Origin of the sequence: Pseudorhodobacter turbinis (assembly GCF_005234135.1) — a bacterium.
GTDB lineage: Bacteria > Pseudomonadota > Alphaproteobacteria > Rhodobacterales > Rhodobacteraceae > Pseudorhodobacter > Pseudorhodobacter turbinis.
The window spans coordinates 245,450-270,420 of sequence record NZ_CP039965.1 but is presented as its reverse complement, the minus strand read 5'-3'; the positions used below and the strand labels follow the sequence as shown (position 1 = coordinate 270,420).

The 24,971-nt window shown below is 57.7% G+C and carries 24 protein-coding genes and 1 tRNA gene; 11 read left to right on the top strand and 14 right to left on the bottom strand.

Annotation, left to right across the window (positions count from 1 at the left end; genetic code table 11):
• Positions 1 to 14 precede the first annotated feature (14 nt).
• Positions 15 to 1,088 (bottom strand): recombinase RecA, encoded by a 1,074-nt coding sequence (recA, locus tag EOK75_RS13645; RefSeq protein ID WP_137194640.1) that lies wholly within the window; start codon positions 1,086 to 1,088, stop codon positions 15 to 17.
• A gap of 178 nt (positions 1,089 to 1,266) precedes the next feature.
• On the opposite strand from recA, the gene EOK75_RS13640 reads away from it, so the two are divergent.
• Complete coding sequence (locus EOK75_RS13640) at positions 1,267 to 1,866, top strand: hypothetical protein (RefSeq protein ID WP_137194639.1); 600 nt, start codon at positions 1,267 to 1,269, stop codon at positions 1,864 to 1,866.
• Between the two features lie 4 nt (positions 1,867 to 1,870).
• Here the strand turns inward: EOK75_RS13640 and EOK75_RS13635 are convergent, their stop codons facing one another.
• The 9 genes from EOK75_RS13635 to EOK75_RS13595 all read right to left on the bottom strand — a co-directional run bounded on the left by EOK75_RS13635 (position 1,871) and on the right by EOK75_RS13595 (position 13,751).
• On the bottom strand, positions 1,871 to 4,180 hold the full coding sequence (locus EOK75_RS13635) for a hybrid sensor histidine kinase/response regulator (RefSeq protein WP_168199248.1): 2,310 nt from the start codon (positions 4,178 to 4,180) through the stop codon (positions 1,871 to 1,873).
• A gap of 95 nt (positions 4,181 to 4,275) precedes the next feature.
• The gene (locus tag EOK75_RS13630; RefSeq protein ID WP_137194638.1) at positions 4,276 to 5,442 is read right to left on the bottom strand and encodes an RsmB/NOP family class I SAM-dependent RNA methyltransferase; all 1,167 of its coding nucleotides are present in this window, start codon (positions 5,440 to 5,442) and stop codon (positions 4,276 to 4,278) included.
• 3 nt (positions 5,443 to 5,445) lie between these two features.
• Entirely contained in the window at positions 5,446 to 6,894 is a 1,449-nt protein-coding gene (gene guaB / locus EOK75_RS13625; protein WP_137194636.1) for an IMP dehydrogenase, read from the bottom strand.
• 114 nt (positions 6,895 to 7,008) lie between these two features.
• Positions 7,009 to 8,001, bottom strand: coding sequence for a TDT family transporter (locus EOK75_RS13620; protein WP_137194635.1), 993 nt, complete (start codon positions 7,999 to 8,001; stop codon positions 7,009 to 7,011).
• 127 nt (positions 8,002 to 8,128) lie between these two features.
• On the bottom strand, positions 8,129 to 8,989 hold the full coding sequence (locus tag EOK75_RS13615) for a hypothetical protein (protein ID WP_137194634.1): 861 nt from the start codon (positions 8,987 to 8,989) through the stop codon (positions 8,129 to 8,131).
• Between the two features lie 157 nt (positions 8,990 to 9,146).
• Complete coding sequence (locus tag EOK75_RS13610; RefSeq protein ID WP_137194633.1) at positions 9,147 to 10,217, bottom strand: ABC transporter ATP-binding protein; 1,071 nt, start codon at positions 10,215 to 10,217, stop codon at positions 9,147 to 9,149.
• Positions 10,218 to 10,240: 23 nt separating this feature from the next.
• Positions 10,241 to 11,362: a carbohydrate ABC transporter permease gene (locus EOK75_RS13605; protein WP_137194632.1), complete on the bottom strand. Its 1,122-nt coding sequence runs from the start codon at positions 11,360 to 11,362 to the stop codon at positions 10,241 to 10,243.
• Positions 11,362 to 12,354, bottom strand: a complete 993-nt coding sequence (locus EOK75_RS13600) for a carbohydrate ABC transporter permease (RefSeq protein WP_137194631.1) — start codon at positions 12,352 to 12,354, stop codon at positions 11,362 to 11,364. Before EOK75_RS13600 ends, EOK75_RS13605 begins: the two co-directional genes overlap by 1 nt.
• 44 nt (positions 12,355 to 12,398) lie before the next feature.
• Complete coding sequence (locus tag EOK75_RS13595; protein WP_137194630.1) at positions 12,399 to 13,751, bottom strand: ABC transporter substrate-binding protein; 1,353 nt, start codon at positions 13,749 to 13,751, stop codon at positions 12,399 to 12,401.
• Positions 13,752 to 14,046: 295 nt separating this feature from the next.
• Between EOK75_RS13595 and EOK75_RS13590 the strand changes: the two genes are divergently transcribed.
• On the top strand, positions 14,047 to 15,006 hold the full coding sequence (locus EOK75_RS13590; protein WP_137194629.1) for a glucokinase: 960 nt from the start codon (positions 14,047 to 14,049) through the stop codon (positions 15,004 to 15,006).
• Between the two features lie 10 nt (positions 15,007 to 15,016).
• Here EOK75_RS13590 and EOK75_RS13585 read toward each other — a convergent pair whose 3' ends face one another.
• The gene (locus tag EOK75_RS13585) at positions 15,017 to 16,645 is read right to left on the bottom strand and encodes an alpha-D-glucose phosphate-specific phosphoglucomutase (RefSeq protein WP_420821945.1); all 1,629 of its coding nucleotides are present in this window, start codon (positions 16,643 to 16,645) and stop codon (positions 15,017 to 15,019) included.
• A 205-nt stretch (positions 16,646 to 16,850) separates the two neighbouring features.
• On the opposite strand from EOK75_RS13585, the gene EOK75_RS13580 reads away from it, so the two are divergent.
• Positions 16,851 to 17,294 (top strand): RrF2 family transcriptional regulator, encoded by a 444-nt coding sequence (locus EOK75_RS13580; RefSeq protein ID WP_137194626.1) that lies wholly within the window; start codon positions 16,851 to 16,853, stop codon positions 17,292 to 17,294.
• 375 nt (positions 17,295 to 17,669) lie between these two features.
• Here EOK75_RS13580 and EOK75_RS13575 read toward each other — a convergent pair whose 3' ends face one another.
• Entirely contained in the window at positions 17,670 to 18,431 is a 762-nt protein-coding gene (locus tag EOK75_RS13575; RefSeq protein ID WP_240794108.1) for a GNAT family N-acetyltransferase, read from the bottom strand.
• A gap of 57 nt (positions 18,432 to 18,488) precedes the next feature.
• Entirely contained in the window at positions 18,489 to 18,959 is a 471-nt protein-coding gene (locus EOK75_RS13570; RefSeq protein ID WP_137194625.1) for an outer membrane protein assembly factor BamE, read from the bottom strand.
• Between the two features lie 153 nt (positions 18,960 to 19,112).
• Here EOK75_RS13570 and EOK75_RS13565 point away from each other — a divergent pair, with 153 nt between their 5' ends.
• The 8 genes from EOK75_RS13565 (at position 19,113) to EOK75_RS13530 (ending at position 24,784) form a co-directional block, all read left to right on the top strand.
• A complete protein-coding gene (locus tag EOK75_RS13565) occupies positions 19,113 to 19,730 on the top strand; it encodes a YceD family protein (protein ID WP_137194623.1) in 618 nt (205 codons plus the stop codon).
• A gap of 167 nt (positions 19,731 to 19,897) precedes the next feature.
• The gene (gene rpmF, locus EOK75_RS13560; RefSeq protein WP_137194622.1) at positions 19,898 to 20,104 is read left to right on the top strand and encodes a 50S ribosomal protein L32; all 207 of its coding nucleotides are present in this window, start codon (positions 19,898 to 19,900) and stop codon (positions 20,102 to 20,104) included.
• 23 nt (positions 20,105 to 20,127) lie between these two features.
• Entirely contained in the window at positions 20,128 to 21,255 is a 1,128-nt protein-coding gene (gene plsX, locus EOK75_RS13555; RefSeq protein ID WP_137194621.1) for a phosphate acyltransferase PlsX, read from the top strand.
• Entirely contained in the window at positions 21,252 to 22,226 is a 975-nt protein-coding gene (locus tag EOK75_RS13550; RefSeq protein ID WP_137194619.1) for a beta-ketoacyl-ACP synthase III, read from the top strand. Before plsX ends, EOK75_RS13550 begins: the two co-directional genes overlap by 4 nt.
• 106 nt (positions 22,227 to 22,332) lie before the next feature.
• Complete coding sequence (gene ihfA, locus EOK75_RS13545) at positions 22,333 to 22,635, top strand: integration host factor subunit alpha (RefSeq protein WP_137194618.1); 303 nt, start codon at positions 22,333 to 22,335, stop codon at positions 22,633 to 22,635.
• Between the two features lie 16 nt (positions 22,636 to 22,651).
• A complete protein-coding gene (locus tag EOK75_RS13540) occupies positions 22,652 to 23,482 on the top strand; it encodes a MerR family transcriptional regulator (RefSeq protein WP_137194617.1) in 831 nt (276 codons plus the stop codon).
• A gap of 64 nt (positions 23,483 to 23,546) precedes the next feature.
• A tRNA-Pro gene (locus EOK75_RS13535) sits at positions 23,547 to 23,623 on the top strand.
• A gap of 81 nt (positions 23,624 to 23,704) precedes the next feature.
• Entirely contained in the window at positions 23,705 to 24,784 is a 1,080-nt protein-coding gene (locus tag EOK75_RS13530; protein WP_137194616.1) for a 2'-deoxycytidine 5'-triphosphate deaminase, read from the top strand.
• A 7-nt stretch (positions 24,785 to 24,791) separates the two neighbouring features.
• Here the strand turns inward: EOK75_RS13530 and EOK75_RS20865 are convergent, their stop codons facing one another.
• Positions 24,792 to 24,968 (bottom strand): hypothetical protein, encoded by a 177-nt coding sequence (locus tag EOK75_RS20865; protein ID WP_168199247.1) that lies wholly within the window; start codon positions 24,966 to 24,968, stop codon positions 24,792 to 24,794.
• Positions 24,969 to 24,971: the final 3 nt, after the last annotated feature.

Genomic DNA, 24,971 nt, shown 5'->3' with positions numbered 1-24,971 from the left:
TCATTTGAAGGGGCTTAATCTTCCAGCAGCGGATCGCTAGCTGCGGATTCGTCGATATGGAAATCCAAACCATGCGAGGCGCGGATCTTATCTTCAATTTCCTTGGCCACTGTCGGGTTCAATTTCATGAATTGCTTCGCGTTCTCACGCCCTTGGCCAATCCGTTCATCCCCGTAGGAATACCAAGAACCGGATTTCTCGACGACCCCGGCCTTCACGCCAAGATCAATCAGCTCCCCGTTCTTGGAGATACCCTCGCCATACATGATGTCGAATTCCACCTGCTTGAAGGGCGGTGCCACCTTGTTTTTCACAACCTTAACGCGGGTGGAGTTTCCAACGACCTCATCACGATCCTTGATTGCCCCCGTCCGGCGAATGTCCAAACGAACCGAAGCATAGAATTTGAGCGCATTACCCCCCGTCGTCGTTTCCGGGCTGCCAAACATCACGCCAATTTTCATCCGGATCTGGTTGATGAAAATAACCATACAATTACTGCGCCCGATCGACGCTGTCAGCTTGCGCATCGCCTGACTCATCAAACGCGCTTGGGAGCCCATTTGCATGTCCCCCATATCGCCCTCGATTTCTGACTTTGGAACCAAGGCCGCCACCGAATCAACCACGATGATATTCACCGCACCAGACCGCACCAGCGTATCAACGATTTCCAGCGCTTGCTCACCCGTATCGGGTTGGCTGATCAGCAAATCATCCAGATTGACGCCCAATTTTTTGGCGTATTGCGGATCGAGCGCATGTTCGGCATCCACGAAAGCGCAAACCCCGCCTTTTTTCTGCATCTCAGCCACAACATGCAGCGTCAAAGTGGTTTTACCAGAGCTTTCCGGCCCATAAATCTCGATAATCCGGCCCTCGGGCAAGCCACCGATCCCCAAAGCGATGTCCAGCCCCAACGACCCGGTAGAGGTCGCCGCCACATCCATTACCGCATTTTCGGCGCCCAGCCTCATAATAGAGCCTTTGCCGAATTGACGTTCAATCTGCGCCAATGCGCTTTCCAGCGCTTTTGCCTTATCCATTTCGCGTTTTCCGTTCAGGTCCAGAAGATTTGCCGTAGCCATTTCACGCCCCTTTATTCCACAGCCGCGAAGGCGCGGCAATCACGGTTTTGTTCTCTTCTTGTTCTCACGCCATTCAGTGGAAAACAAGTGCATTTATTTAAAATTGCGATCTTTCCAGCTTTTACGCAAAATAGTTAAAGGTTAGTTTACAACACAAAGAAAGTTGTAAGGGGACGACATGCTGGTTTTCTGGGACCAAAGACTTGCTTTTCTGGCGACCCCAAAAACCGGGTCAACTGCAATTGAATCCGCGCTCGAATCCCTTTCGGCACTCGTTGTCCAGCGCCCACCGGTTCTGAAACACACCTCCGTGCAAAGGTATCACCGCTTCCTTGGCCCATATTTCGAGGTGGCCTCAGGCCATCCTTTTACCGTCGCGGCCTTGATGCGAGAACCCCGCGACTGGCTGGGAAGCTGGTATCGCTATCGCCAGCGCGACGACATTGCAGACCCAAACAAGAGCACCATCGGCAAAACCTTCGATGAATTTGTGAGCGCTTATTGTCAAGACACCCCTCCCGCATTTGCAGGGGTCGGTTCTCAAGCGCGCTTTCTGCGTTCCCGTAAAGGCCGCGGTGTTGACCACCTTTTTCGCTATGAAGATATAAGCAGCTTCATAGCGTTTCTCGAGGATCGCCTCGGCTGCGAGATCATACTGCCGCGCCTTAATGTCTCTCCCCCTGGCACATTGGACTTGTCAGCCTCGACTGAAGCGCTGTTGAATAGCTACGCATCAGAAGACTTTGCCCTCTACAATAGCATTGCCCGCGAAACGTAAGAGATCAATGCACCATTTGCCCCTGAACAACTGTCGCTAAGTCATTCAAAGAAAACGGCTTTGGAAGAAAAACAGAATTCGGTATGCGTGCTTGGTTTTCTGACAAGCAATCTTCTGCATAGCCCGATACAAACACGACACGCACATCGGGACGCTCGCGCAATGCTTCGCGCACCCAAGCCGGGCCGTCCATCCCGGGCATCACGACATCCGTAACGAAAACGTCCACTTCCAGAGACCTGTCTTCCAGCATCTTCAGCGCAACCTCGGCGTTTTCAGCCTCTAGCACAGTGTACCCCCGCAGGCGCAGCGCGCGTGAAGCAAAGGCCCGTACAGGTGCCTCATCCTCGACCAGAAGGACAATCCCTTCCCCCGGCTTATTCAACTGAACGGCTGCCGACTTTTTGCTGACCAAAGTGGCATCGGCGCTCGGCTCATTCACCGGAAAATACAACGTGAAGGTCGAACCCTTGCCCAGTTCACTTTCCACGAAAACGAAACCACCAGATTGCTTGACGATCCCGTAAACCGTCGAAAGCCCCAGCCCTGTTCCCTTACCAACCCCTTTGGTCGTGACAAACGGTTCAAATATCTTTTGCAATAAATCCGTTTTAATGCCGCACCCCTCATCAATAACCCGAATGATGGAATATGCACCTGCAGGAAGTGTCACGCGCTCCCGAGGCATGTCCTTAGCAAGCGTCAGCGCTTCCGTCTCAACCCGGATGACTCCGCCTTCTGTCATCGCGTCACGTGCATTGACAACCAGGTTCATTAAGACCTGTTCCAACTGGCGTTTGTCGGCCCGAATCATTCCCAGATCGGTCCCGTGGTTCAAGGACAGCTTCACTCGCTCCCCCACCAAACGGTTCAAAAGATGGGTCATATCGGATAGCACATCTTGCAGGTCGATATGCTCGGGCTTCAATGTTTGCTTGCGCGAAAAGGCAAGCAGCTGCCCGACCAAACTGGCCGCCCGATTTACGTTTTGGTGGATCTGAACCAAGTCCGCATATTCCGGATCATTTTGATTGTGACGCAGCAAGAGCAAATCGCAATGCCCGGAAATTGCGGTTAACAGGTTATTGAAATCATGAGCAATACCCCCTGCAAGCTGCCCAATTGCTTGCATTTTTTGGCTTTGGGCGAATTGAGCCTCAAGCGTTTTCAGGGCCGTCGCATCCTGTAGGATCGCCAGCACGCCCGGACGGCCATTATCTACAATCCGGCGTAGCGCGACCTGTACAAAGACATCGCTTCCCTCACGGTGCAGACGCATCACCTCTGCCGCGCTCTCTACACGCTCCGCAAGTACATCATCCATCCAGTCCGCCACAGAGCGCCCGAGCCCCTCAAACAGATCGTGAATAACCGGCAGATCGTCGCTCCCCAATTTGGTCAAGTCACGTGCAAAAGCATTGGCAGAGCGCATAGAGCCGTCTGCCCGAAACTTAATAAGTGCGATTGGAAGGTTCTCGAAGTCGGCAACCATTTCGGTGCCGTCTGGCCGTTCACGAACCGGAAGCAAATAAATCTCTCGCCGGTCCCCTGCACCAGTCACCTCCGCAAGAATCGCGCGGACCGGCCCATCAGCCGATGCCACCTCAACCTCTTCGCCCGACCGTAAAACCGGAGAGTTAAAAACGCGGTCCAAACGTTTTGGTCGTGCCCCGAGCAAACGTCGCGACGCATCATTAGCAAAGAGAACGACCCCGGATTTATTGGCCACCAGCATGGGCAGACTAAGCATTTCAGCCCCGCGCCCCGCCTGGGGGCGTTCGACAAACTCTTCCAGCCGCCACAAAAAGCGATCCGGTGCCAAGGCATGCACCGACAACCGCGTGTGCCCGCGCCGTGTCACAACATCTTCACGAGCGGCACCATGGTTGCGCGCGCGGTTTTGCAGCCGGAACAAAACCGAAGACGGGCTTGCAAAATGATCATTCAGACGCGAGGCAAGTGTACTGCCCTCCTCCGCCGAGAAGCGCTCCTTGGCCGCCGCGTTCAAAAACAGCACAACACCCAATTCATCCGTTGAAAAACAAGGTGTTGCATCATTGCCGACAAGGTCTTGCAGATTGCGGGCACGTTTACGATCACCGCGATCAGCCCAAAATACCAAGGCACGGATCAGCACAACAAGGGCAGCGAAGGTAATGCCGGCCACTGCAGCATTCTGGCGGATACCGATATCGCTGGAAAAATAGCTTACGACCAAACATGCAACCGCTGGCGCCAGAAGCAGCCATAGCTTTGCCCCCAGCTCCCGCGCTGTTTGCGCGACGCTGCGCCGAAATTCCAAGGCTCTTGCCACCCGTTCCTCCAACTATCAGTGAATTATGATCCTAGCGGACAAAGACTTAACCAGTCCTTAATCATATCCAAAACAATTGCAGGTTGTAAAAGATTTTACAGATTGCGCCGAAACCACGCGACAAAAAAACCATCCCCCCCGTCGAGTGGTGTCAACACACGCTCTGACGTCAACGACCAGCCCGGATTACGCCCAAGAAAGGCCGCAACTTGCGCCTGATTCTCGGACCGCAACAAAGAGCAGGTCGCATAGGCAAAAATACCGCCGGGCAGCACAAGCCGACTGGCCTCATCCATGATCTGCGCCTGCACGTCGTGCAATGCAGAGAGGCGCTCAGGGGTCAACGCCCATTTGGCCTCTGGCGCGCGACGCCAGCTGCCAGAGCCGGAACACGGTGCATCAGCCAAAACCAAATCAAAGGGCGCGGCCTTTTTCAGCGCAGGCGGCGCCAAAACTTCAATCCGCACGCCTGCACGCTTGGCCCTAACCGGCAAGTCCTTCATCCGGGTCGGGGCGATATCATGCGCATAAATTTGCGCGTTTGAGCGAGCAGCCATCGCCAAGGATTTACCACCACCGCCCGCACAGAAATCAAGCACCCGGGCCACACCATCCAGCGGAAGCATCTCAGTTATAGCTTGAGAGGCGGCGTCTTGAAGCTCCACCAAGCCATCTTTAAAAGCATTAGAATTCTGAATTCTGCGCGGATTACTTAAAACCTCAAGTGAGGTTTTTGCCAAGGAGGCGGGCTGCGTTTCTATCCCCTCGGCCCTCAATGCCGCCCCTGCCGAGACCAGATCACCTTTGCGCAGGTTCACCCGCAAGAAAACCGGTGCGCGCGACTGCAAGGCCTGCATTACAGGTACGAAATCCTCACCAAGCGAAGCGCGCAATTCAGGGGCCAGCCAATCCGGGCAATCCAACGCCGCCAACCCATCAGGTGCCGTACCGCATGCGCGTTCTGAGGGCGTCAGAACCGCAGGGGCATAGCCTTCCTCTGTAAACACAGTATCAGGCGCAATGCCCGCCGCCCTCAGCGCCCCCAAAACCAGACCGCGGCCGCTTTCTTCGCCGCCAAGCACGGCAAAGGAACGCTTGCAACGCAGCACATCGAATACGATATCGCGCAGCGCGTGGCGATCACCAGAGCCGGCAAAGCGGTTGCCCCGCGCCCAGTTCGTCAGGGCTTTCTCTGCCACTTCCCCGCCAACAACCTTGTCGAGGATCTCTATGGCGGCGGCATATCGTGCGGCGGGGGTCATCGCTTATCCTATGCGATAGTTCGGAGACTCGCGGGTGATCTGCACGTCATGCACATGGCTTTCCTTCAACCCGGCGCCGGTGATCCGAACGAAGGTACAGTTCTTGCGCATCTCTGCCACCGTGCCATTTCCGGTATAGCCCATGGCCGCCCGCAAACCGCCAACGAGTTGATGCACTACGGCCCCGGCAGACCCCTTATAAGGCACCTGCCCCTCGATCCCTTCGGGAACCAGCTTGTCACTGGCCGCATCCTTCTGGAAATACCGATCGGCAGAGCCCCGCGCCATTGCGCCCAAGGACCCCATTCCACGATACGACTTATAGGAACGACCCTGATAAAGGATCATCTCGCCCGGCGCCTCATCCGTGCCCGCAATCGCAGAACCAACCATGGCACAAGATGCCCCCGCCGCAATCGCCTTGGCGAAATCGCCTGAAAATTTGATGCCGCCATCCGCGATGATCGGTATATCACCGGCCGCACCGGCCGCATCCATAATGGCCGTCATCTGCGGCACGCCGACGCCCGCCACAATCCGTGTGGTGCAAATCGATCCCGGCCCGATGCCGACCTTTACCGCATCTGCCCCCGCCCCGATCAGGGCTCGCGTTGCCTCGGCGGTGGCCACGTTTCCGGCAACCACCTGCACACTGCCTGACTGCGCCTTGATCCGTTCAACCGCGCGCAACACACCTTCGGAGTGGCCATGCGCGGTGTCGATCACCACCATATCCACACCTGCCTCGATCAGCGCCATCGAACGTTCAAACCCGGCATCCCCGATGGTAGAGGCCGCCGCAACCCGCAACCGCCCCAGATCATCCTTGCAGGCATTGGGGTTGAGCACGGATTTCTCGGTATCCTTAAGCGTAAGCAAACCTGTCAGCTTACCCTTGCCGTCGGTCACCAACAGCTTCTCGATCCGCCGCGCCTTCATCAGTGAGATCGCCGCCTGCCGGTCTGCAGGTTCCACCAATACGGCCAGATTATCCGAGGACATCATCGCCTTGACCGGCGTTCTATCATCCGAGGCAAAGCGCATGTCGCGGTTGGTGACAATGCCGACGACCCGCCCCGTTTCGTCCACCACGGGAAAGCCGGTTACGTGATAGCGTTCCTGCAACGCCTTGGCATCGGCCAATGTCTGATCCGGTGTCAGGGTGATCGGGCTGTAAACAATCCCCGATTCAAACCGCTTCACACGGCCCACCTCTTGCGCCTGCTGCTCTATGGTCAGGTTGCGGTGCACCACGCCGATGCCACCGCCCTGCGCCATCGCAATTGCCATGCGCGCTTCGGTAACCGTATCCATCGCCGAAGACAGCAACGGGATGTTCATCCGGATGGATTTTGTAACATAGGTTGACGTGTCGGCATCCGATGGAAGAACCGAACTTGCAGCTGGGACAAGCAGAACATCGTCAAATGTAAGAGCCTCGCGAATCTCCATGAGATACCTCCGTGGGAGCGGTCGTTTGGCGGTTTGCTGTTTCACGCATGGGCCATAATGGCAACCCCCCTATCCCGAATTTCACGCAACAAGCGCGGGATAGAGGGGCTGACTTCACGCCGTGGCCGCGTTGGTTTTCGCCGCAAGCGCCCCTTTGCTCCAGGCCTGAAGCACTTTCGCCGCGATCAAAGGAACGATGCCGATGGATGCGATCAAACAGGCCAGGCCAGGCCAGGCCCAGCGATCGTCCGTCGTCGCAAGAACAAGCAAAAGACCGGCATATGCGGCCAGCGGAAAGGTAAAAGCCGCCCAAAGCGCCGAGAAACCAGAGGCCGTAATCCAGCGCGCCGATCCCACCAACCCCGCCAAAATTACTCCACCCAACAGCGCAAAGCCGGTTGCAAGCCCCTGCATTCCCAACAAATATGCAACCGTGCCCAAAAGAGAAGCCGGGGCCAAATGGATCGCAAGCAAGGGCCGCAAAGGCGCCGGCGGCACCCGTTTGATCAATTGCACAAGGCTAATCGCCCAAACACCGGCGGCCACCGCCCCCGTACCGATCAATATTCCCTTGCCCAGCCCGACAAAACCCAAGGGGCCCGCTACAAGCCCTGCAATGATAAACCCCACAAAATTCAAATGCCAAACCGGCGTCACGTGCCGCCCCTCTGCCGGCCCTCTGGCAAGCGCCATCGCGATCAATCCCGCCAGCACCGCATGAACAGCCAGTCCCGCAAACATCAAACCCTGCGCTGCGGCAAGCGAATATGGGAACAGCGTCGCCGCCAGCAAAAGCACCCCTAACGACATCGCCGCCAGTCCCGCACGCCCCGGCAAAATCGCCAGATCTTCCATAATCACAGCAGGCCTTTGGCGCAGCTTCAACAAATATCCCAGCGTGGCAAAAAACCACAATATGCTGACAGCCCCCAGCACCATCTCGGCAAATGCAGATGGATAGCCAATCACCTCCGCCCCACGTCGAAGCACAAGCCCAAGGCCAAACAACCCCATTATGGCCGGAAAGACCGCCGGCGGCATGCGTTGAAAGGCCCGCAGCTTTACAGGCGGGAATTGTGGGGGCGGGAAAATCGGCGCGCGTTTCATCTGACATCCTCAAAAGTTCACGATAGCTTTACCCTACCCCAGTCTCACAGGCATCGCGACCCGTTGTCACCCTCTCCATGGCAATGGCGCTTTGTGGGGCTCGATGCCCCACAAAGCGCCCGCCCCCTCACGGCAACACCAAACGCGTCGCCCCCGCAACCTGCACCAAAGCTCCGGTCCCCAGCTTGAACCGCGCAAGCGTCGCGCCGCCCTCGGTATCAATCGTGCCAAGGTTCACGCTTGCAACCCCTCGATCGCGCAACATCTGCCCCGCGCGCCACAACAGCGGACCATGCGCAAAAGCCCCGCGCCCCTTCGGACTGTTCCACCCCAGAAAATAGCTCGCCACCTGCCCATGGATCAAAAACACCATCCCAGCCTGCAGCGCCCCGCCCGAATGCCACCCCAAGACCAGCTTTTTCCCCGGCCAATGCAATGCCATTTCCCCCGGCAGATTACGATAGCCCCGGGCGCGCCGTTGCCGCGCCTCCTCGAAAACCAGCTTCTGCAAAGCCTTGTCATTACCAAGGATACGCGGCTGCACCTCCGCCTCGGCCTTCAGCAAACGATTGCGCCACTTGCCCTGCAATTGCGCCCGCAACGGGATGTCGGACATGCCAACCTTCCAGATCGCATGGCTTTGCGGCGTGATCAGCGGGATCATCCCCAGCCCCGTCAGCGCCTCATCCGGTGTTGCAACCGTCATCCCCGCAAAGCGCGCAAGCCGCCGCAGAACGCGCCGCTTTTGCACATGCGACAACTCCCCAAGCCAGATCGGCCCCTGCCCGATGACACGCAATCCCCGTCGTTGCATCACCTGCACCATCGCAAGCTCTGCCCCGTTTTCAACGATCAGCGCGCGGCCAACCTTGCCGCCCATAGCCGTCATCGCCTGCCCGTAACCCCAAGACTGGCGCAGCCCATACGCCATCCCGGCCACACGCGCCTGCCAGCCAGCCTCATCAACGCTATCCCATAAGATTTTCATGGATATGTTAAGACATGAGAAACCTAAACATCCTATTAAAACCCAAACCAGTGAGAGAGAAGATGCCCCCGATCCCCGCCCCGCGTTTTACACTTTGGGTCCCTGCCCTCGCCGCAATCGTGATAAGCGCGGTGTTCTTGGCCCTGCTCGGGGTCTTTTAACGGTACAGAAGTGAAACCCCGTTTTGAAACAGATGCACCTTTTCCGGCGCGGCTGTCAGATGCACGGTTGCGTGGCGCAGGCCCGCATGGATCCCCGGTAGCTTGCACAAGACCTGCCCCTTGAGATAGAGTAACGTCACCTCCCCCAAAGCCTCAATAATCTCTACCGCGCCACTGTAAAGCGGCGGGCCTTCGGTAGGCGTCAAATCCTCCGGCCGCACGCCGATAGTCACACCTGCCCCAAGGTCCCCCGCCAAGCTCGGCACCGCCGAGCGCGCCATTCCGCCACCGTCCAGCTTGACCACGGTTTGCGCCCCCGTCTCCACCACCTCCCCCGCCAAAAAGTTCATTGCCGGCGAACCGATAAACCCTGCGACGAACTCGGTCTTGGGGCGTGAGTATAGGTCCAGCGGGCTGCCGACCTGCGCAATCTGGCCATCGGCCAGCACGACAATCCGCGTGGCAAGGGTCATCGCCTCAACCTGATCATGGGTGACATAGATCATCGTGCTGTCGGGCATCTGCTCTTTGATCTGGGCGATCTCTATGCGGGTCGCCACGCGCAAGGCCGCATCAAGATTGGACAGCGGCTCATCAAACAAGAACACCTTCGGGTCGCGCACAATGGCCCGCCCGATTGCCACGCGCTGACGCTGCCCGCCCGAAAGTGCCTTGGGCAACCGGTCAAGATAGGGGGTCAACTGCAAAATCTCTGCTGCCTTGCCAACGGCTGCGGCAACCTCGGCCTTGGTTTTCTTGGCGATCTTCAATGCGAAGGCCATATTTTCGCGCGCCGTCATATGCGGATAAAGCGCGTAGGATTGAAACACCATCGCCACACCGCGCTGTGCAGGCGGCATGTTGTTCATCAACTGGCCGTCAATCTGCAATTCGCCGCTGTCAATCCGCTCCAACCCCGCGATCATCCGCAGCAGGGTGGATTTATCACAGCCCGACGGGCCGACAAACACGATCAGCTCCCCGCGCTTGATATCAAGGTCGATGCCCGTCAGAACCTTCACATTGCCGTAGGATTTCGAGATATTTACCAGTTTGAGATCGGCCATGTTTCTTCCTTTTCAACGCCGACCTATTTTAAGGATCCGGCCAACAGGCCCCGGACCAGATATTTCTGCATAGCAAAGAACACCAGCAATGGCACCGCCATGGTGACAAAGGCCGAGGCTGCCAGTATTTCCCACTCGCCTCCGTGCGAGCCCATCATGCTTTTCAACTTGCCCGTCAAAACCAGCTGGTCCGCGGAACTCCCCAAAAAGACCAAGGCCACCAACAAATCATTCCATGTCCATAAAAACTGGAAAATCGCAAAACCGGCAAGGGCAGGCAAGGTCAGCGGCAAAACGATCCGCAGGAAAATCTGGAAATCTGTGGCCCCGTCTATCCGCGCATTCTCGATAATCTCTTTTGGTAGGGTCACCATGTAATTGCGCAGCAAATATATCGCCAGCGGCAGGCCAAAGCCGGTATGCGCAAGCCAGACCCCGAGATAGCTTTTGCCGATGCCGATCTGGTTGTGAAATGTCAAAAGCGGGATGAACGCCATCTGCAAGGGCACCACCATTAATCCCACCACAGCCGCCACAATTAGGGCGCGGCCCGGAAACGCCATCCACGCCAAAGCATAGGCCGCAAAGGCCGCGATCAAAATCGGGATCACCGTGGCGGGAATAGAGACCGTTAGCGTATTGAAAAAAGCGCGCCCCAAGCCTTCGGCCCCGATGACCCGGCCATAGTTTCCAAAGGTGAACTTAGCGGGGGTAACGGCGGTTGCAAAAATCCGCATGCCTCGGGGGCCTTCCATCGGGATCGCGGATGTGATGGCAAAATCGCCATTGGCTGCCACGGTCACGGCCTCACCGCCTTGCGCAATCACGTGGCTGCCAACCGCATATTCGTCGGGGGATCGGATGGAGGTTCCAAAGGCTAATACCTCCCCACCTATACCATTAAATATATTGTCTTCAATGATATACCGACCGTACTTAATCCTTGCAATTTCGGGTTGGGCGGCACGGTACTGGATAGAATTCTCTGCCGGAAACATCGCTCGCCACCAGCCCGACGCGCTGATCTGATCACGGTCCCGAAAGCTGGAAACCAAAAGGCCAAAGGTCGGGATGCTCCACAGCACCACCAGCGCAAAAGCACAAAGATGGGTCGTGACAGCCAACCGCGATCTTGTGCCGGGCATCAGTGCCCCTCCCGCAGAGTGTTGCGAATGTTCCAGATCATGACCGGCGTGACCATCAACATAATAACGATCGCCACCGTCGAGGCCCGCCCCGTATCATTGCCGCGAAACATCCAATCAAACATTAGATTGGCAAGCACCTGCGTCCCCCATTGGCCATTGGTCATGGTCAGCACGATATCAAATACCTTCAGGACGGTGATGGTGACCGTCGTCCAGACCACCAAGATCGTGCCCCAAATCTGCGGGATCTTGATCTTGATAAAGATCTGCAAGGGCGAGGCGCCATCCAGAATAGCCGCCTCAACCACGTCCTGCGCGATGCCGCGCAAGGCCGCGGCCAAAATGACCATCGCAAAGCCGGTCTGAATCCAGACCAGCACAACCATCAGCAAGAACGAGTTGAGCACCGGAGAAGTAAGCCAGACCTGCGCCTCCCCCCCCATCGCCGTCCAGACGGCATTGAGCAGCCCGATCTGCTCTTGCCCGTCAGGGCGGTATTCATAGACCAACTTCCAAATCACAGCCGCCCCGACAAACGAGATCGCCATCGGCATGAATATCACCGCCTTGGCAAAGCCCCCCCAACGGATACGGTCAGTGACACCGGCCGCCACCAACCCCAAAATGGTTGAAGCGGCAGGCACAAACACAAGCCACATCAGGTTGTTAAACAGGCTTTCGCGGAATTTTGCATCCTGCATCAGCCAGATGTAATTCGCCGCACCGATGAATGTATCCCCCTCGGCATCCACCAAAGACAGATAAATCGACACCAAAACCGGATAGAGCAAGTAAACCGCCATCAGCACCAAGGCCGGCAAGATGAAAAGCCATGGCCGGATTTGCGCAGCACGGTTTAAATTGGCCCCCGCGCGTGGCCCCGCAGCGGGATAGATCCAATCAAGCACAATGTTGGACAAAAAGAAATAACCCGTACAGCCAAAGGCACCGATCAACACCGTCACAACCGTGATCCAGACCTGCTCCATGCCCCCTCCCTGTTCAGCCCCTTATCGCAAGGCCAAGACGCGCCTTACTTGAGGCTGTCCCATGTTCGCTGGATATCAGCCGCCACAGCGCGGGCCTCTTTGCCTGCGGTATAATCCACCATCCCAGTCCAGAACACACCCGCCCCGATCGCACCCGGCATCAAATCCGACCCGTCAAACCGGAACGTATCCGCCCCCAGCAAGACATCCCCCATCTTTCGTGCTGTCATATCACTGTAAGTGTCCGGGTTAACCCCTTTATGTGGCGTCAAAAAGCCGGATTGCGCCATCCACACCTCATGGGCGATAGGGCTTTGCAGAAAGCGCATGAAAGCCTGTGCTGCAGGGCTATCTTCGGTGATAACAAACAAGGTGCCTGAGCCAAGCACCGGATTGCCAAGCGCCTTGCTTTCATAGGCCGGAAAGTAAAAGAAATCAGCGTCTTGTCCTACAATCGTGTCTTCGGGAAAGAACGACGGGATAAAGCTTGCCTGATGGTGCAAATAGCACGCCGGAGGAGAGGTGAACAAACCTTTGGCGCTATCGCGGAAGTCCGTGATGCCAACGGCCCCCGCACCACCCGCCACATAGGCATCATTGCGCGCGAAGCTTCCGAAATCCTCAATCGCGGCGATCACTTTGGGGTCGTCAAACGGCATCTCGTTGGCAACCCATGCATCATAGTCTTGCGGCGGGTTGTTGCGCAGCATCATATCCTCAACCCAGTCGGTCGCAGGCCACCCCGTCGCCGGACCCGAGCCAAGACCGATGCACCAAGGTGTGCCGCCATCTGCCACAATCTGATCGGTCAGGGCCTTCAACCCCTCCATCGTGGTGGGCACCGCATAACCGGCATCCTCAAGGTTTTCAGGGACATACCAGACAAGGGATTTAACCTCGACCTTATAGAAAAAGCCAAACAGATCCGACGCACCATCCGGCCCCGCAAACGTCGCCAAATCGACCCAGGATTGCCCCGCCGCATAATTATCGCGCAGCCAATCTGCGGTATCCGTTGGTAAGGGTGTTAACTTGCCACGTTTTGCCAGATCAGCGGCCAAACCCGGTTGCGGGATAATGGCAATCCCGGGCGGAGAGCCTGCCTCCACATCAACCATCACGCGCTGCTCCAGCCCGTCGCCACCGTAGTATTCCACCTCTGCGCCGGTCGCGGCCTCAAAATAGGCGATCACGCTTTCAAAAAGCGCCTTATCAACCCCCGCCCATGTTCCGTCGATCGTTAGCCGTTGACCGCGCAGATCGGTGGCCTTCATCGCCTCAAAGTTATCCCAGTGAAAGCGCGCATCCTCGCCCGGTGTGAATTTCAGATCCTCTGCTTGCGCAGCACCGGACAAAAGCGCAATCGCGGCCGCCCCCATAAGATAGCTCGGTTTCATCCCTGTCCTTCCGGTAATTACGCACCTGCGCCACAAAAATAACTTCGGATTGCCACAGTCCGCCATTACCCTATCGTAGTCAATCATGGGTTGCATTCATGCAGCCCGAAGTGGGCTGGTTTGTTATAGAACCGGCCCCTTTAGCGATACAACTTGAACAACAAGAATAAGAGGTTCAACTTAGGGTGGCACATCGCCCCATCACATACCGAATTTGGCCTTCTTGCAGCACGCACCCAAAGCCCACATCAACCCATCCCGAAGCGGCCCTGTCGTACCAAGCTAAGGATCTGCCATGCCCTTTCCTCTTTCCCTTGTTGCCGATATCGGCGGGACCAATACACGCGTGGCGCTTGCAAAGGGGCAAGACCTGCTGTCGGATACCATCCGACATTTCCGCAATGCCGATTTCCCAGGGTTGGAGCCACTTTTACACAGCTACCTGTCCGGCGCGGGGGCCTTGGACGGGGCTTGTGTGGCTGTTGCAGGCCCGGTGAAAGATGGCGCGGCCACATTGACCAACCTCGACTGGACAATTGATGAGGCAATGCTGGAACGCGCGACGGGGGCGACAAAGGTTGCGGTCCTGAACGATCTTCAAGCGCAGGGCCACGCATTGGGACAGATTGCGCCCGAAAGATTGCAGCCCGTGATCACAGGCCCAGAGCTGCCCGAGGCGGTGAAACTGGTGATCGGGGTGGGCACTGGATTCAATGCGGTGGCGGTGCATGAAACGCCTACGGGCCGGCTTGTGCCTCCCTCGGAATGCGGTCACGCAGGTTTGGCGCTGCGGCTGCCGAAAGATATAAAGCTGGCACAATACCTTGAGGCCAAGCTTGGCTTTGCAGCGGTAGAGGATGTCTTGTCGGGGCGCGGTCTTGAACGGTTGTTCGCCTTTGTATCGCATGAGGCCGGTGATGGTGCGCGAAGCTCAGCGGCGCAGATCACGGCCGGACTGGCGCCTGATGTCGGCAATACATTGGCGACAGAGGCGGCGTGCCTTTTTGTACGGCTATTGGGGGCGCAGACGGGGGATTTGGCCCTGACGCATCTGCCCTTTGGTGGGATCTATCTTTGTGGCGGGGTGGCACGGGCACTTGGCCCACACTTGGCTGGCATGGGGTTTGAAACCGCCTTTGCCGACAAGGGTCGCTTTGGCCCGCTTATGCAAAAATTTTCCGTAACACTTAACACAGATAATGACGCAGCCCTAAAGGGTTGCGCCATTTATTTAAACCAAGACCTGCAGATGTAGACCCCTTATTTCAGGTGATAACATCAGGGCTACTGCGGCCAGTATATTCGGCAATCCCTGCCAGCCCGTGCGCGGCCTTGATCAGCGGGGCCAATGCGACTTGCGGATCAAGCTGCAAATCCCCGGTACCGGGCGTATAGCGATCCAGATAGACACGCAGGGTCGCCCCTTCGGTACCCGTCCCCGACAAACGGTAGACAACGCGGCTTCCATCCTCAAACAAGATACGGATGCCTTGCTGCTTGCTGACCGACCCATCCACCGGATCTGTATAGGCGAAATCATCAGCGGTGCGGATGGTCATGCCTTGGACCTTTTGGCCCGCAAGGCCAGACAAGCGCGCACGCAGGGCGGCAATCATGGCATCAGCCTTATCGGCCTCAATCGCCTCAAAGTCATGGCGGCTATAGTAGTTGCGGCCAAAGCGCGCCCAATGCTCCGCCAGAATCTCTGCCACCGATTGCCCGCGCACGGCCAGAATATTCAACCAAAGCAGAACCGCCCAAAGCCCGTCCTTTTCGCGCACATGGTCGGAGCCTGTGCCAAAGCTTTCCTCACCGCACAGCGTAACGCGCCCTGCATCAAGCAGATTGCCAAAGAACTTCCAGCCCGTCGGTGTCTCGAAACACGGCAGGCCCATCGCCTCGGCCACGCGGTCAGCGGCGCCAGAGGTCGGCATGGAGCGCGCAATCCCTGCAATTCCGCCTGCATATCCCGGGGCCAGATGGGCATTGGCCGCCAGCACCGCAAGGCTGTCGGAGGGAGAGACATAGGCCCCGCGCCCCAGCACCATATTGCGATCCCCGTCGCCATCGGATGCCGCGCCGAAATCAGGGCCGTCCTTGCCCATCATCTCGGCCATCAGCTCATGCGCCCAGGTCGGGTTCGGGTCAGGGTGCATCCCGCCGAAATCGGGCAAGGGGGTGGCATGGGTCACGGTGCCTTTTGCCGCACCCAGCCGGTTTTCCAGCACCTCTACAGCATAGGGGCCCGTAATCGCGCACATCGCATCAAAACGCATGGTAAACCCAGCCGCAAAGCGGGCACGGATCGCGGGGAAATCAAACAGGGTTTCCATCAAATCGGCGTAATCGGCAACGGGGTCCACGATGTCGACCTGCATATCGCCCAAAGTAACGGTGCTGATGCGGCCCAGATCCAGATCAGGCGCCTCGAACAGGGTGTATTCGCTTAGGCTGCGGGTGGCAGCATACATCGCCTCGGTCACGGATTCGGGGGCCGGACCGCCGTTGGACATATTGAACTTGATGCCGAAATCCTCATCCTCGCCGCCCGGATTATGGCTGGCCGAAAGGATGATACCGCCATCGGTCTTATTAAGCCGGATCAAATGGCTGGCGGCAGGCGTTGACAAAAGCCCGCCCTGCCCCACGATCGCGCGCGCGGCCCCTTGGCCCGCAGCCATCGCCAGGATGATCTGCACCGCGCGGTCATTGTAAAACCGCCCGTCGCCGCCGATCACAAGCGTTTTGCCTGCAACCCCGCCGATCGAGGCGAAAATCGCCTGCACAAAACATTCCAGATAGTGTGGCTGCATGAAAACACGGGTTTTCTTGCGCAAACCAGAGGTGCCGGGCTTCTGGCCGTCAAAAGGGGTGACGGGGATGGTGCGGATCATCAGCGGCTCCTGTCCGTGAATTATACTGTGGGACAGCGTTAAGCAGCATCTGCCCCTGCTTCGTCCTGTTTACGCGCATAATATCCGGCCCTGCAAGCCTGCCCCGAACAGTTCACGGTGTGGTTGTAATGCCTATCTGATCTAGATCATAGCCGCACAAACCAGACATCCCTAACGTCGGATAAACCAACGAGGGGCGGATCGCATGAGACTGACAGTACGGACCAATCTTGCCATGCGGACGCTGATGTATTGCGCCGTGAATGAAGGCCATGTTGTGCGCAAGCAGGAGGTGGCCAAAAGCTGCGATGCCTCGGAAAACCATTTGGCGCAGGTGATACATAAACTGGCACAGGCAGGCTTCATCACCACGGTTCGCGGGCGCAGCGGCGGGTTGAAGCTTAATCGCACGCCAGACTCGATCCGCGTGGGCGAGGTTGTGCGCAGCTTTGAGGCCTCGGTGCCATTCACCGAATGTATGGACAACAATCCCGATGCGGCCCCCAACTGCCCGCTTGTCGACGTCTGCCGTCTTAAATCTGCCTTCAGCACTGCGCTGGAGGCGTTCTATGCGTCACTAGACAGCCTGACCCTTGCCGACATGGTAAACGGGAATAGCGGCCTCAGACGTTTGCTTGCCGTGGCATGATCGCGGATTGTTACACTTGCTGCATCACCACCGGCTGATATTAGCCGGTTTTAGTGGCATAACGGCCAGATTTGCTTAATGACTGTGCATTCCTCTTGCCGCGCCGACATCACCTCATTAGATCGCCCGAAACTTGCCACATTGCCGCCCATTCAGTGCAGCAATTATAGGACAAATTTTAGAGATCTGGTTGTAGCAAGGCAACCGTCACAGATGGAATGATGATATGGCGACCTCTTCAACCACGACACAAACAAGCGGCAAGCCCGCCCCGCAACCAAGCCCCAGCACGAACCAGCAGCCGCCCAAGCAAGTCATCTTTCGTGATTGGGCTTCAATCTAAGGCCAAACTTGGAGCGCTGCGCCGACAAGCTGTTAGAGCGCGCCTTTATCCTTGGCCCATGCCCGCAGCAAAGTCGCGCGCATGGGCGGGATCAAAGCAATCTCGACCGCAGTGAACACATGCATCGTGCCCAGATCCCGGTCAAAGACCGCGTGATCGCTGACCCAGCCCCCCATCCCCAAATAACTGCGCAACAAGGGCGGCAGGCCGGCCTTGGCGCGCAACACATCCCCCCCGTGCCCGTCCAGCCCTGAACCAAACTCAAACACTTGGCCAGCCTTGACCCCGGGGCGCCATGCAGCGGGGGCCCGATGCCTGCTGTGCAGATATGCAAAGGCGTCCAGATGCACATCGGCCACGGCCCCCGCAAAAGAGGCGCAGCCGAACAAAAGCGTGATCCCCTCGGCATCCACCCGCCCCGTCAGCCAAGCCCACGCCATGCGTAAAATATCTGGATCCGTATGGTCGGGATGAATGCAAAACCGGCCCAGCTCCAACACCTGACCTTGATAGCTGCTCAACCGTGTCAGGTCATAAAACTGCGCGGAATAGCTGTGCGATATATCGCGGGCAGCCATCGACAGCACCCTGAAACAACACACCAAGGTATCAGAATGCGTATCCTCAACCAGAATATGGGTGCAGCGGGCATCAAAAGCGTCTTGGTCAGGGGCCTGAAAACACAGCGCGCGTAACGCATGGGCACGGGCCAGATCATGAACCCCCACCGCCTCGCGGACCAAATAGCGCCCTTTGCGCAGCTGCCCCACCGCATTTTCCTTTGTCAAAATCACACCGCACCCCAAACGCCAGCCGGGGTCAAACGTTGATTCGCGAGGCAAACGTTGGTTTTACTCGCCTAGAAAATCGCCGGCCTGAACACGGCCCACGTTGCTAAAGAGCTGACGCAAGAAGCTGATGCCTTTGATGTTGGTCTCGGTCACGCGGCGCGACAAAGGCACCACCCGCCCTTCGGCCAGACCAAAGCGTTCCACGTTTTCAACGATGCCACCCTGGTTGAAGCTGATGGCAACAACCTGCCGGTCAATCTCCTCGGGTTTCATGGGGCCAATGTGCTTGAACTTGCTTTGAACATAGTACCAACCACCATCATTCAACAGCCCCGCAGCAGAGGGGCGGCCAACCATCTCGGCCACATCTTCGCGGCTTGATGTGCCCACCTGGACCATTTCCAGATCGGCATCCATCGGCACATAGCCATGATCACGGTAAATCGCGGAACAGGCGGAAAGCAGGACAATCGATCCCGCCATGACCAACCAGGTTAGCCGCGCCTTTACCTTGCTTGCCTGCACTTCCATCGCACCCTCTTGCCTATAGGGGCGAAGCCCCGTATCCCGATCCGGAATTCCGGCGTTCCCCTTAGCTTACAGAAGGATGGGCTTTTGTTCAAGAAAGGAACGCAACTTGCCGGCGGCTTTGGTCCGTTAGCATGGTAAACCGAAAGAGACATGATGACACAAAGCAATGACAAGAGCCCGGATTACCGGATAGCACCAATCCCCTTTACCGATGCGCGGCGTGTGGCGGATCTGTCCAGCCGCAAGCCGACCCGTTTCGATCTGGCACCAGATCGTGCGATGCGGGTGGAAATCGCGAAATACCTCGAGATTACCTCCGCCTCCAAACTGCGGCTAACCGGTGAGATCCGGCCAAGGGGGCGGCATGACTTCACCCTGCAGGCCGTGCTGGAGGCCAGCGTTGAACAGCCCTGCTCCATCACCCTTGCCCCTGTGATCTCCGAGATCAAAGAGGACGTGCTACGCGTGTTTGTGGCCGATTGGAAAGACACCGACCGCGACGATATGCAGATGACCGAAGACGACAGCATGGAACCTTTGGGCGAGGCAATCGATCTGGGCCACGTCACGGTCGAGGCGCTGTCGCTGGCACTGCCTGCGTTTCCGCGTGCACCCGGCGCCGTGCTTGACGAAGCGCAATTCGCGGCCCCCGGCACAGCGCCCCTGCGCGACGGCGATTTGAAACCATTTGCTGGCCTCGCGGGCCTGAAAGCCAAGCTGGAACAAGGCAATGACCCAGATAATGACGACAACAGCGAAAACGGAGCTTGAGCCTGCCCGCATGGCATGACAAGAAAGGACTTGCGCGCGACCAGAATCGCAGTATGTTTCGCGCTTCGAGATATTGAGAGTGGATCAGACTTGCCCAGGACTTTGGGTTGTAGCCAGATCCCCAAAGAAAATCAGGGCGTTGGCCCTCAAAAGACCGAGGTTGTGGCATGGCTGTCCAGCAGAACAAAGTTACGAAATCCCGTCGCAATCAGCGCCGTTCCCACGATGCATTGGTCGCAGCTAACCCTGCCGAATGCGCAAACTGTGGCGAGCTGAAGCGCCCACACCACGTTTGTGGTGCATGTGGCCATTACGACGCACGCGAAGTCGTTGCCACCGCCGAAGAAGTCGATCTGGACGAGGACGCGGCGTAAGCCGTCTGTCATCGTTCTGACGCATGACGATTAGCCCCGACACCCCGGCAGAGACCAAACAGGGCCTTGACGGGCAGGCTGCAGGGCAAGTTGTTATATCGGTTGACGCCATGGGCGGCGACCGGGGCCCTGCTTCTGTTGTCGCGGGGTTGGTGCTTTCGGCGCATAAAAACCCACGTATCGCCTTTATCCTCCATGGGGATGAGGCGGTCTTGGCACCATTGGTTGCCAAACACCCCGAGCTGTCGGGGCGTTGTACGTTGCGCCATGCTGCGCGCACCGTTTCAATGGAAGACAAGCCCAGCCAAGTAATGCGCAACGGGCAAGGCACGTCGATGTGGTCTTGTATCGAAAGCGTGAAACAGGGCGAGGCGACGGTGGCCGTTTCTTGCGGCAATACTGGCGCGCTTATGGCCATCTCGATGATCCGACTGCGCAAACTCCCCGGCGTCAACCGCCCGGCGATCGCTTGCCTTTGGCCCTCACGCAGCGCAGGCGGCTTCAACGTGATGCTGGATGTCGGTGCGGATGTTAAGGCCGACGCCGAAGACCTCGTCCAATTCGCCACGATGGGCGCCTCCTATGCCCGCAACGGGTTGAACCTGAAGCGTCCGCGCGTTGGCCTGCTCAATGTAGGGACCGAGGAAAACAAGGGGCGGCCAGAGCTAAAGCAAGCCTATGAAATGATGCCCGCCGTATCTGCGGTAGGTGATTTCGATTTCGTCGGCTTTGTTGAAGGCGGTGATATTCCGGGCGACCGCGTGGATGTTATCGTTACCGACGGGTTCAGCGGCAATGTCGCACTGAAGACCGGTGAAGGCACGGCCAAGCTCCTTGCTGACTTCATGCGAGAGGCCTTTAGCGGCAGCTTCTTAACCAAAATCGCTGCGATATTTGCAATTGGCGCGCTGCGACGCTTGCAAAAACGGATGGACCCGCGCCGCGTGAACGGTGGCGTTTTCCTTGGCCTAAACGGGACTGTCGTAAAATCCCACGGCTCAGCAGATGCGACCGGCGTTTCGGCTGCAATCAAGCTGGCCTTCGATCTTGCCAAATCCGGTTTCAATGAAAGACTTGCCGCGCGCGTTGCATCCGCAGGGCAGGCAAGGCAGGATGAAGCCCAAGATATTGATAAGAGTGGGGTCATATGACGATTCGTGCAGTTGTAAAGGGCGTAGGGCATTATCTACCAGAGCGCGTTGTCCCCAACTCCGAATTTGAGGCAACGCTGGCAACATCCGACGAATGGATAAGAACCCGTTCGGGGATCGAGCGCCGCCATTTTGCCGCCGAGGGCGAGACCACCTCTGACATGGCGCATCTTGCCGCAGTTAACGCGCTGGATAATGCAGGGCTGTCGGTGGAGGATATCGATGCCATCATCCTTGCCACCTCCACCCCCGACCTGACCTTCCCATCGGTCGCCACGATGGTGCAGGGCAAACTAGGCATGACCCACGGATTTGCCTTTGATGTCCAAGCGGTCTGTGCGGGTTTTGTCTTTGCGCTGAGCACGGCCAATGCGATGATTCTGTCAGGTCAGGCGCGGCGGATTTTGGTGATTGGCGCCGAGACCTTTAGCCGGATCATGGATTGGACCGATCGTTCGACCTGTGTGCTGTTTGGCGATGGCGCCGGTGCCTTGGTGCTTGCGGCAGAGGAAGGGACCGGTGCGGTTTCCGACCGTGGCGTGTTGTCATGCGACCTGAATTCCGATGGTCGCTACCGCGAGATGCTTTATGTCGATGGCGGAGTTTCCACCACAGGTGATTCCGGCAAGCTGCGGATGCAGGGCAACCAGCTTTTCCGCCAAGCGGTTGAAAAGCTTGCCTCAACAGCCGAAACCGCGCTGGCAAAAATTGGCCTTACCGGTCAGGATGTGGATTGGATCGTGCCGCATCAAGCCAATCTGCGTATCATAGCCGCAACCGCTGCGCGCGTGGATGTGCCGATGGAACGCGTTGTGGTAACCTTGCAAGACCACGGCAATACCTCTGCCGCCTCTATCCCGCTGGCGCTTTCGGTCGGGCATCAGCGCGGACAAATCAAAACCGGGGACTTGCTGGTGGTTGAGGCAATCGGTGGCGGTCTGGCTTGGGGAGCTGCTGTGCTGCGCTGGTAGGGCGCATTTTTTTGCGAATTTCCCCTGCAACTGCGCCACACAAGCCTTTGATATTGACTTGGCTTTTTAAAACACGCATCCTTTTTCGAAAATCGGGGGATGTGTCATGACTGAAAAAACTTTAACGCGTATGGACCTAAGCGAAGCTGTGTTTCGTGAAGTCGGCCTGTCGCGCAACGAATCTGCAAGCTTGGTTGAAAGCGTGCTGCTGCATATCTCGGATGCACTGGCGGCGGGTGAAACCGTGAAAATCTCTTCTTTCGGGACGTTTTCGATCCGTGACAAGACGGCCCGCATTGGCCGCAACCCCAAAACAGGGGATGAGGTTCCAATCAGCCCGCGCCGCGTTTTGACCTTCCGCCCCTCGCATCTGATGAAAGATCGCGTGGCTGCGGGTGGCAAATCCTGAACTCTAAGGAACACCAATGACGAAATCGCCGGATGCCTTTCGCACAATTAGCGAAGTGGCCGAAATATTGGAAACCCCCGCGCATGTTTTGCGTTTTTGGGAAAGCCGCTTTCCACAGATTAAACCGGTCAAACGTGCCGGTGGTCGGCGCTATTACCGCCCTGAGGATTTGGCGCTTCTGTCCGGCATCCGTCGGCTGCTCCACGATGAAGGTCTCACGATTCGCGGTGTCCAAAAAGTCCTGAGAGAGCACGGCGTACGCTATGTTTCCGGCATCGCAGAGGACGAGGAGGCTGATTTCCTTGCCGATGTTATTGATGCAACGCCGGTAAAATCTTCTGCGCCGATTCCCTTGTTCCCACAAACGACAGAAGCCGCATCCGAGGCAGAGCAACCAGCACCGGAGGCGTCCGAGTCGCCCGAGCTCCCCTTCCCCGAGCCGCTTACACGTGGCGCCAAGACCCCTGTCGCGGAATCAGAGTCTATTGCCCCGCTCGTGGACACCGAAACCAACGCTCCCCTCGCGGAACCCACCAGCCAACAGGCCGTTGCGCCAGATGCCGCGCCCGCCCAAGAACCGGCTGAGGCTGCACCTGCAGCGGAAGCCCCCGCAGACGTACCGGCAAAGGAAGAAGAGGCCCCAGAGCCGCAAGCCGCCGCTCCCAAACCATTGCCCCCCGCCTTTCCGGACATGGCAGAAATTCACACTCATTGGCTTGCCACAGACCTTCGCGGCCTGCGCAAAGATGCCTTCGTCGGGAAAGCCGCGGAAACAGTCGCTGTTTTTCAGCGATTGAAGGCCCTGCGCAACCGCGTTGGCGACCTTGGCCGTGTGCCGCGGCGCTAATTTCTGCGAAATCGTATTTTCTTGCTTGCCCCCGCCCTAAATATCACTATTACAGCGTCTGTATCGGGCTATGGCGCAGCATGGTAGCGCGTCCGTCTGGGGGACGGAAGGTCGTGAGTTCGAATCTCGCTAGCCCGACCATTTTGAATACCGCCCGCCCTGTTTCAGACAGGCGCGGGCGGTTTCATATCCGGCAGAGGCACGCGCGCAAAGGAGTTGATGATGACCGGTGTTTTACCCTCCCAATCCCTGCGCGGCTTGATTGAAGCCGGTGCAATCTCTGCCCAGCCCGATCTGCGTATGGATCAGATTCAACCCGCCAGCCTTGATTTGCGTTTGGGAACCGTCGCTTATCGGGTACGGGCCTCTTTTCTGGCGGGGCGGGGCCGTACCGTTGCCGAACGCATCGCCGAATTTGAGATGCACCGCGTTGATCTTTCTGACGGCGCGGTGCTGGAGAAGGGCTGCGTCTATGTCATCCCGCTGATGGAACATCTTGCCCTGCCCGAAGGGCTGACGGCAGTGGCCAATGCCAAATCCTCGACCGGACGGCTGGATCTTTTGACGCGCACCATTACGGACGGTGGGGTCGAATTTGACCGCATCGCGCCCGGCTATAACGGCCCGCTTTACGCCGAAGTATGCCCGCGCAGTTTTTCAGTGCTGGTCCGCCCGGGAATGCGACTGAACCAGATCCGGTTCCGCGCGGGGCAAGCCGTTCTGGATGATGCCGAGCTGACCGCCCTGCACGAATCCTCTCCCTTGGTAACAGGGCCTGCGGTGATCTCTGAAGGACTTGGCTTTTCGGTCGATTTGCTCGCGGGCAAGGATGATCTGGTGGGCTTTCGCGCCAAGCCGCATACCGGCGTGATCGATCTGGACCGGATCGGCCATTACCCCGCCCGTGATTTCTGGGAGGATGTGCGCAGCCGCGATGGGCGCATCATTCTTGATCCCGGCGCGTTCTATATCCTCGTCAGCCGTGAGGCAGTGACAATCCCGCCCGATTACGCCGCCGAGATGGCCCCCTATCTTGCAATGGTGGGGGAGTTTCGCGTGCATTACGCAGGCTTCTTTGATCCCGGTTTCGGCTGGGCCGAGGCAGGCGGTGCTGGTTCACGCGGCGTGTTGGAAGTACGCTGCCATGAGGCGCCCTTCGTGCTGGAGCATGGTCAGGTGGTCGGGCGTTTGGTCTATGAGCGGATGGCGGCACGGCCACAAGCGCTCTATGGCAGCGGCATTGCCTCCAACTATCAGGGTCAGGGGCTGAAGCTGTCAAAGCATTTTCAGATGCCGACCTAATCGCGCCCTAGCGACCCAAGCGGCGGGTGATCTTGGCCGATTGACGCGCACGCTTGGCCAGATCGCCCTGCACCGGCTTGGAGGTGCTGCCCGTGCTGGCAAAATGGTTCACGGCTTTGTTGATCCCGACCTTCACAAAGCGTCGGATGATCTGGTTGATGACAATATTGATGATCTGCTGCATCGG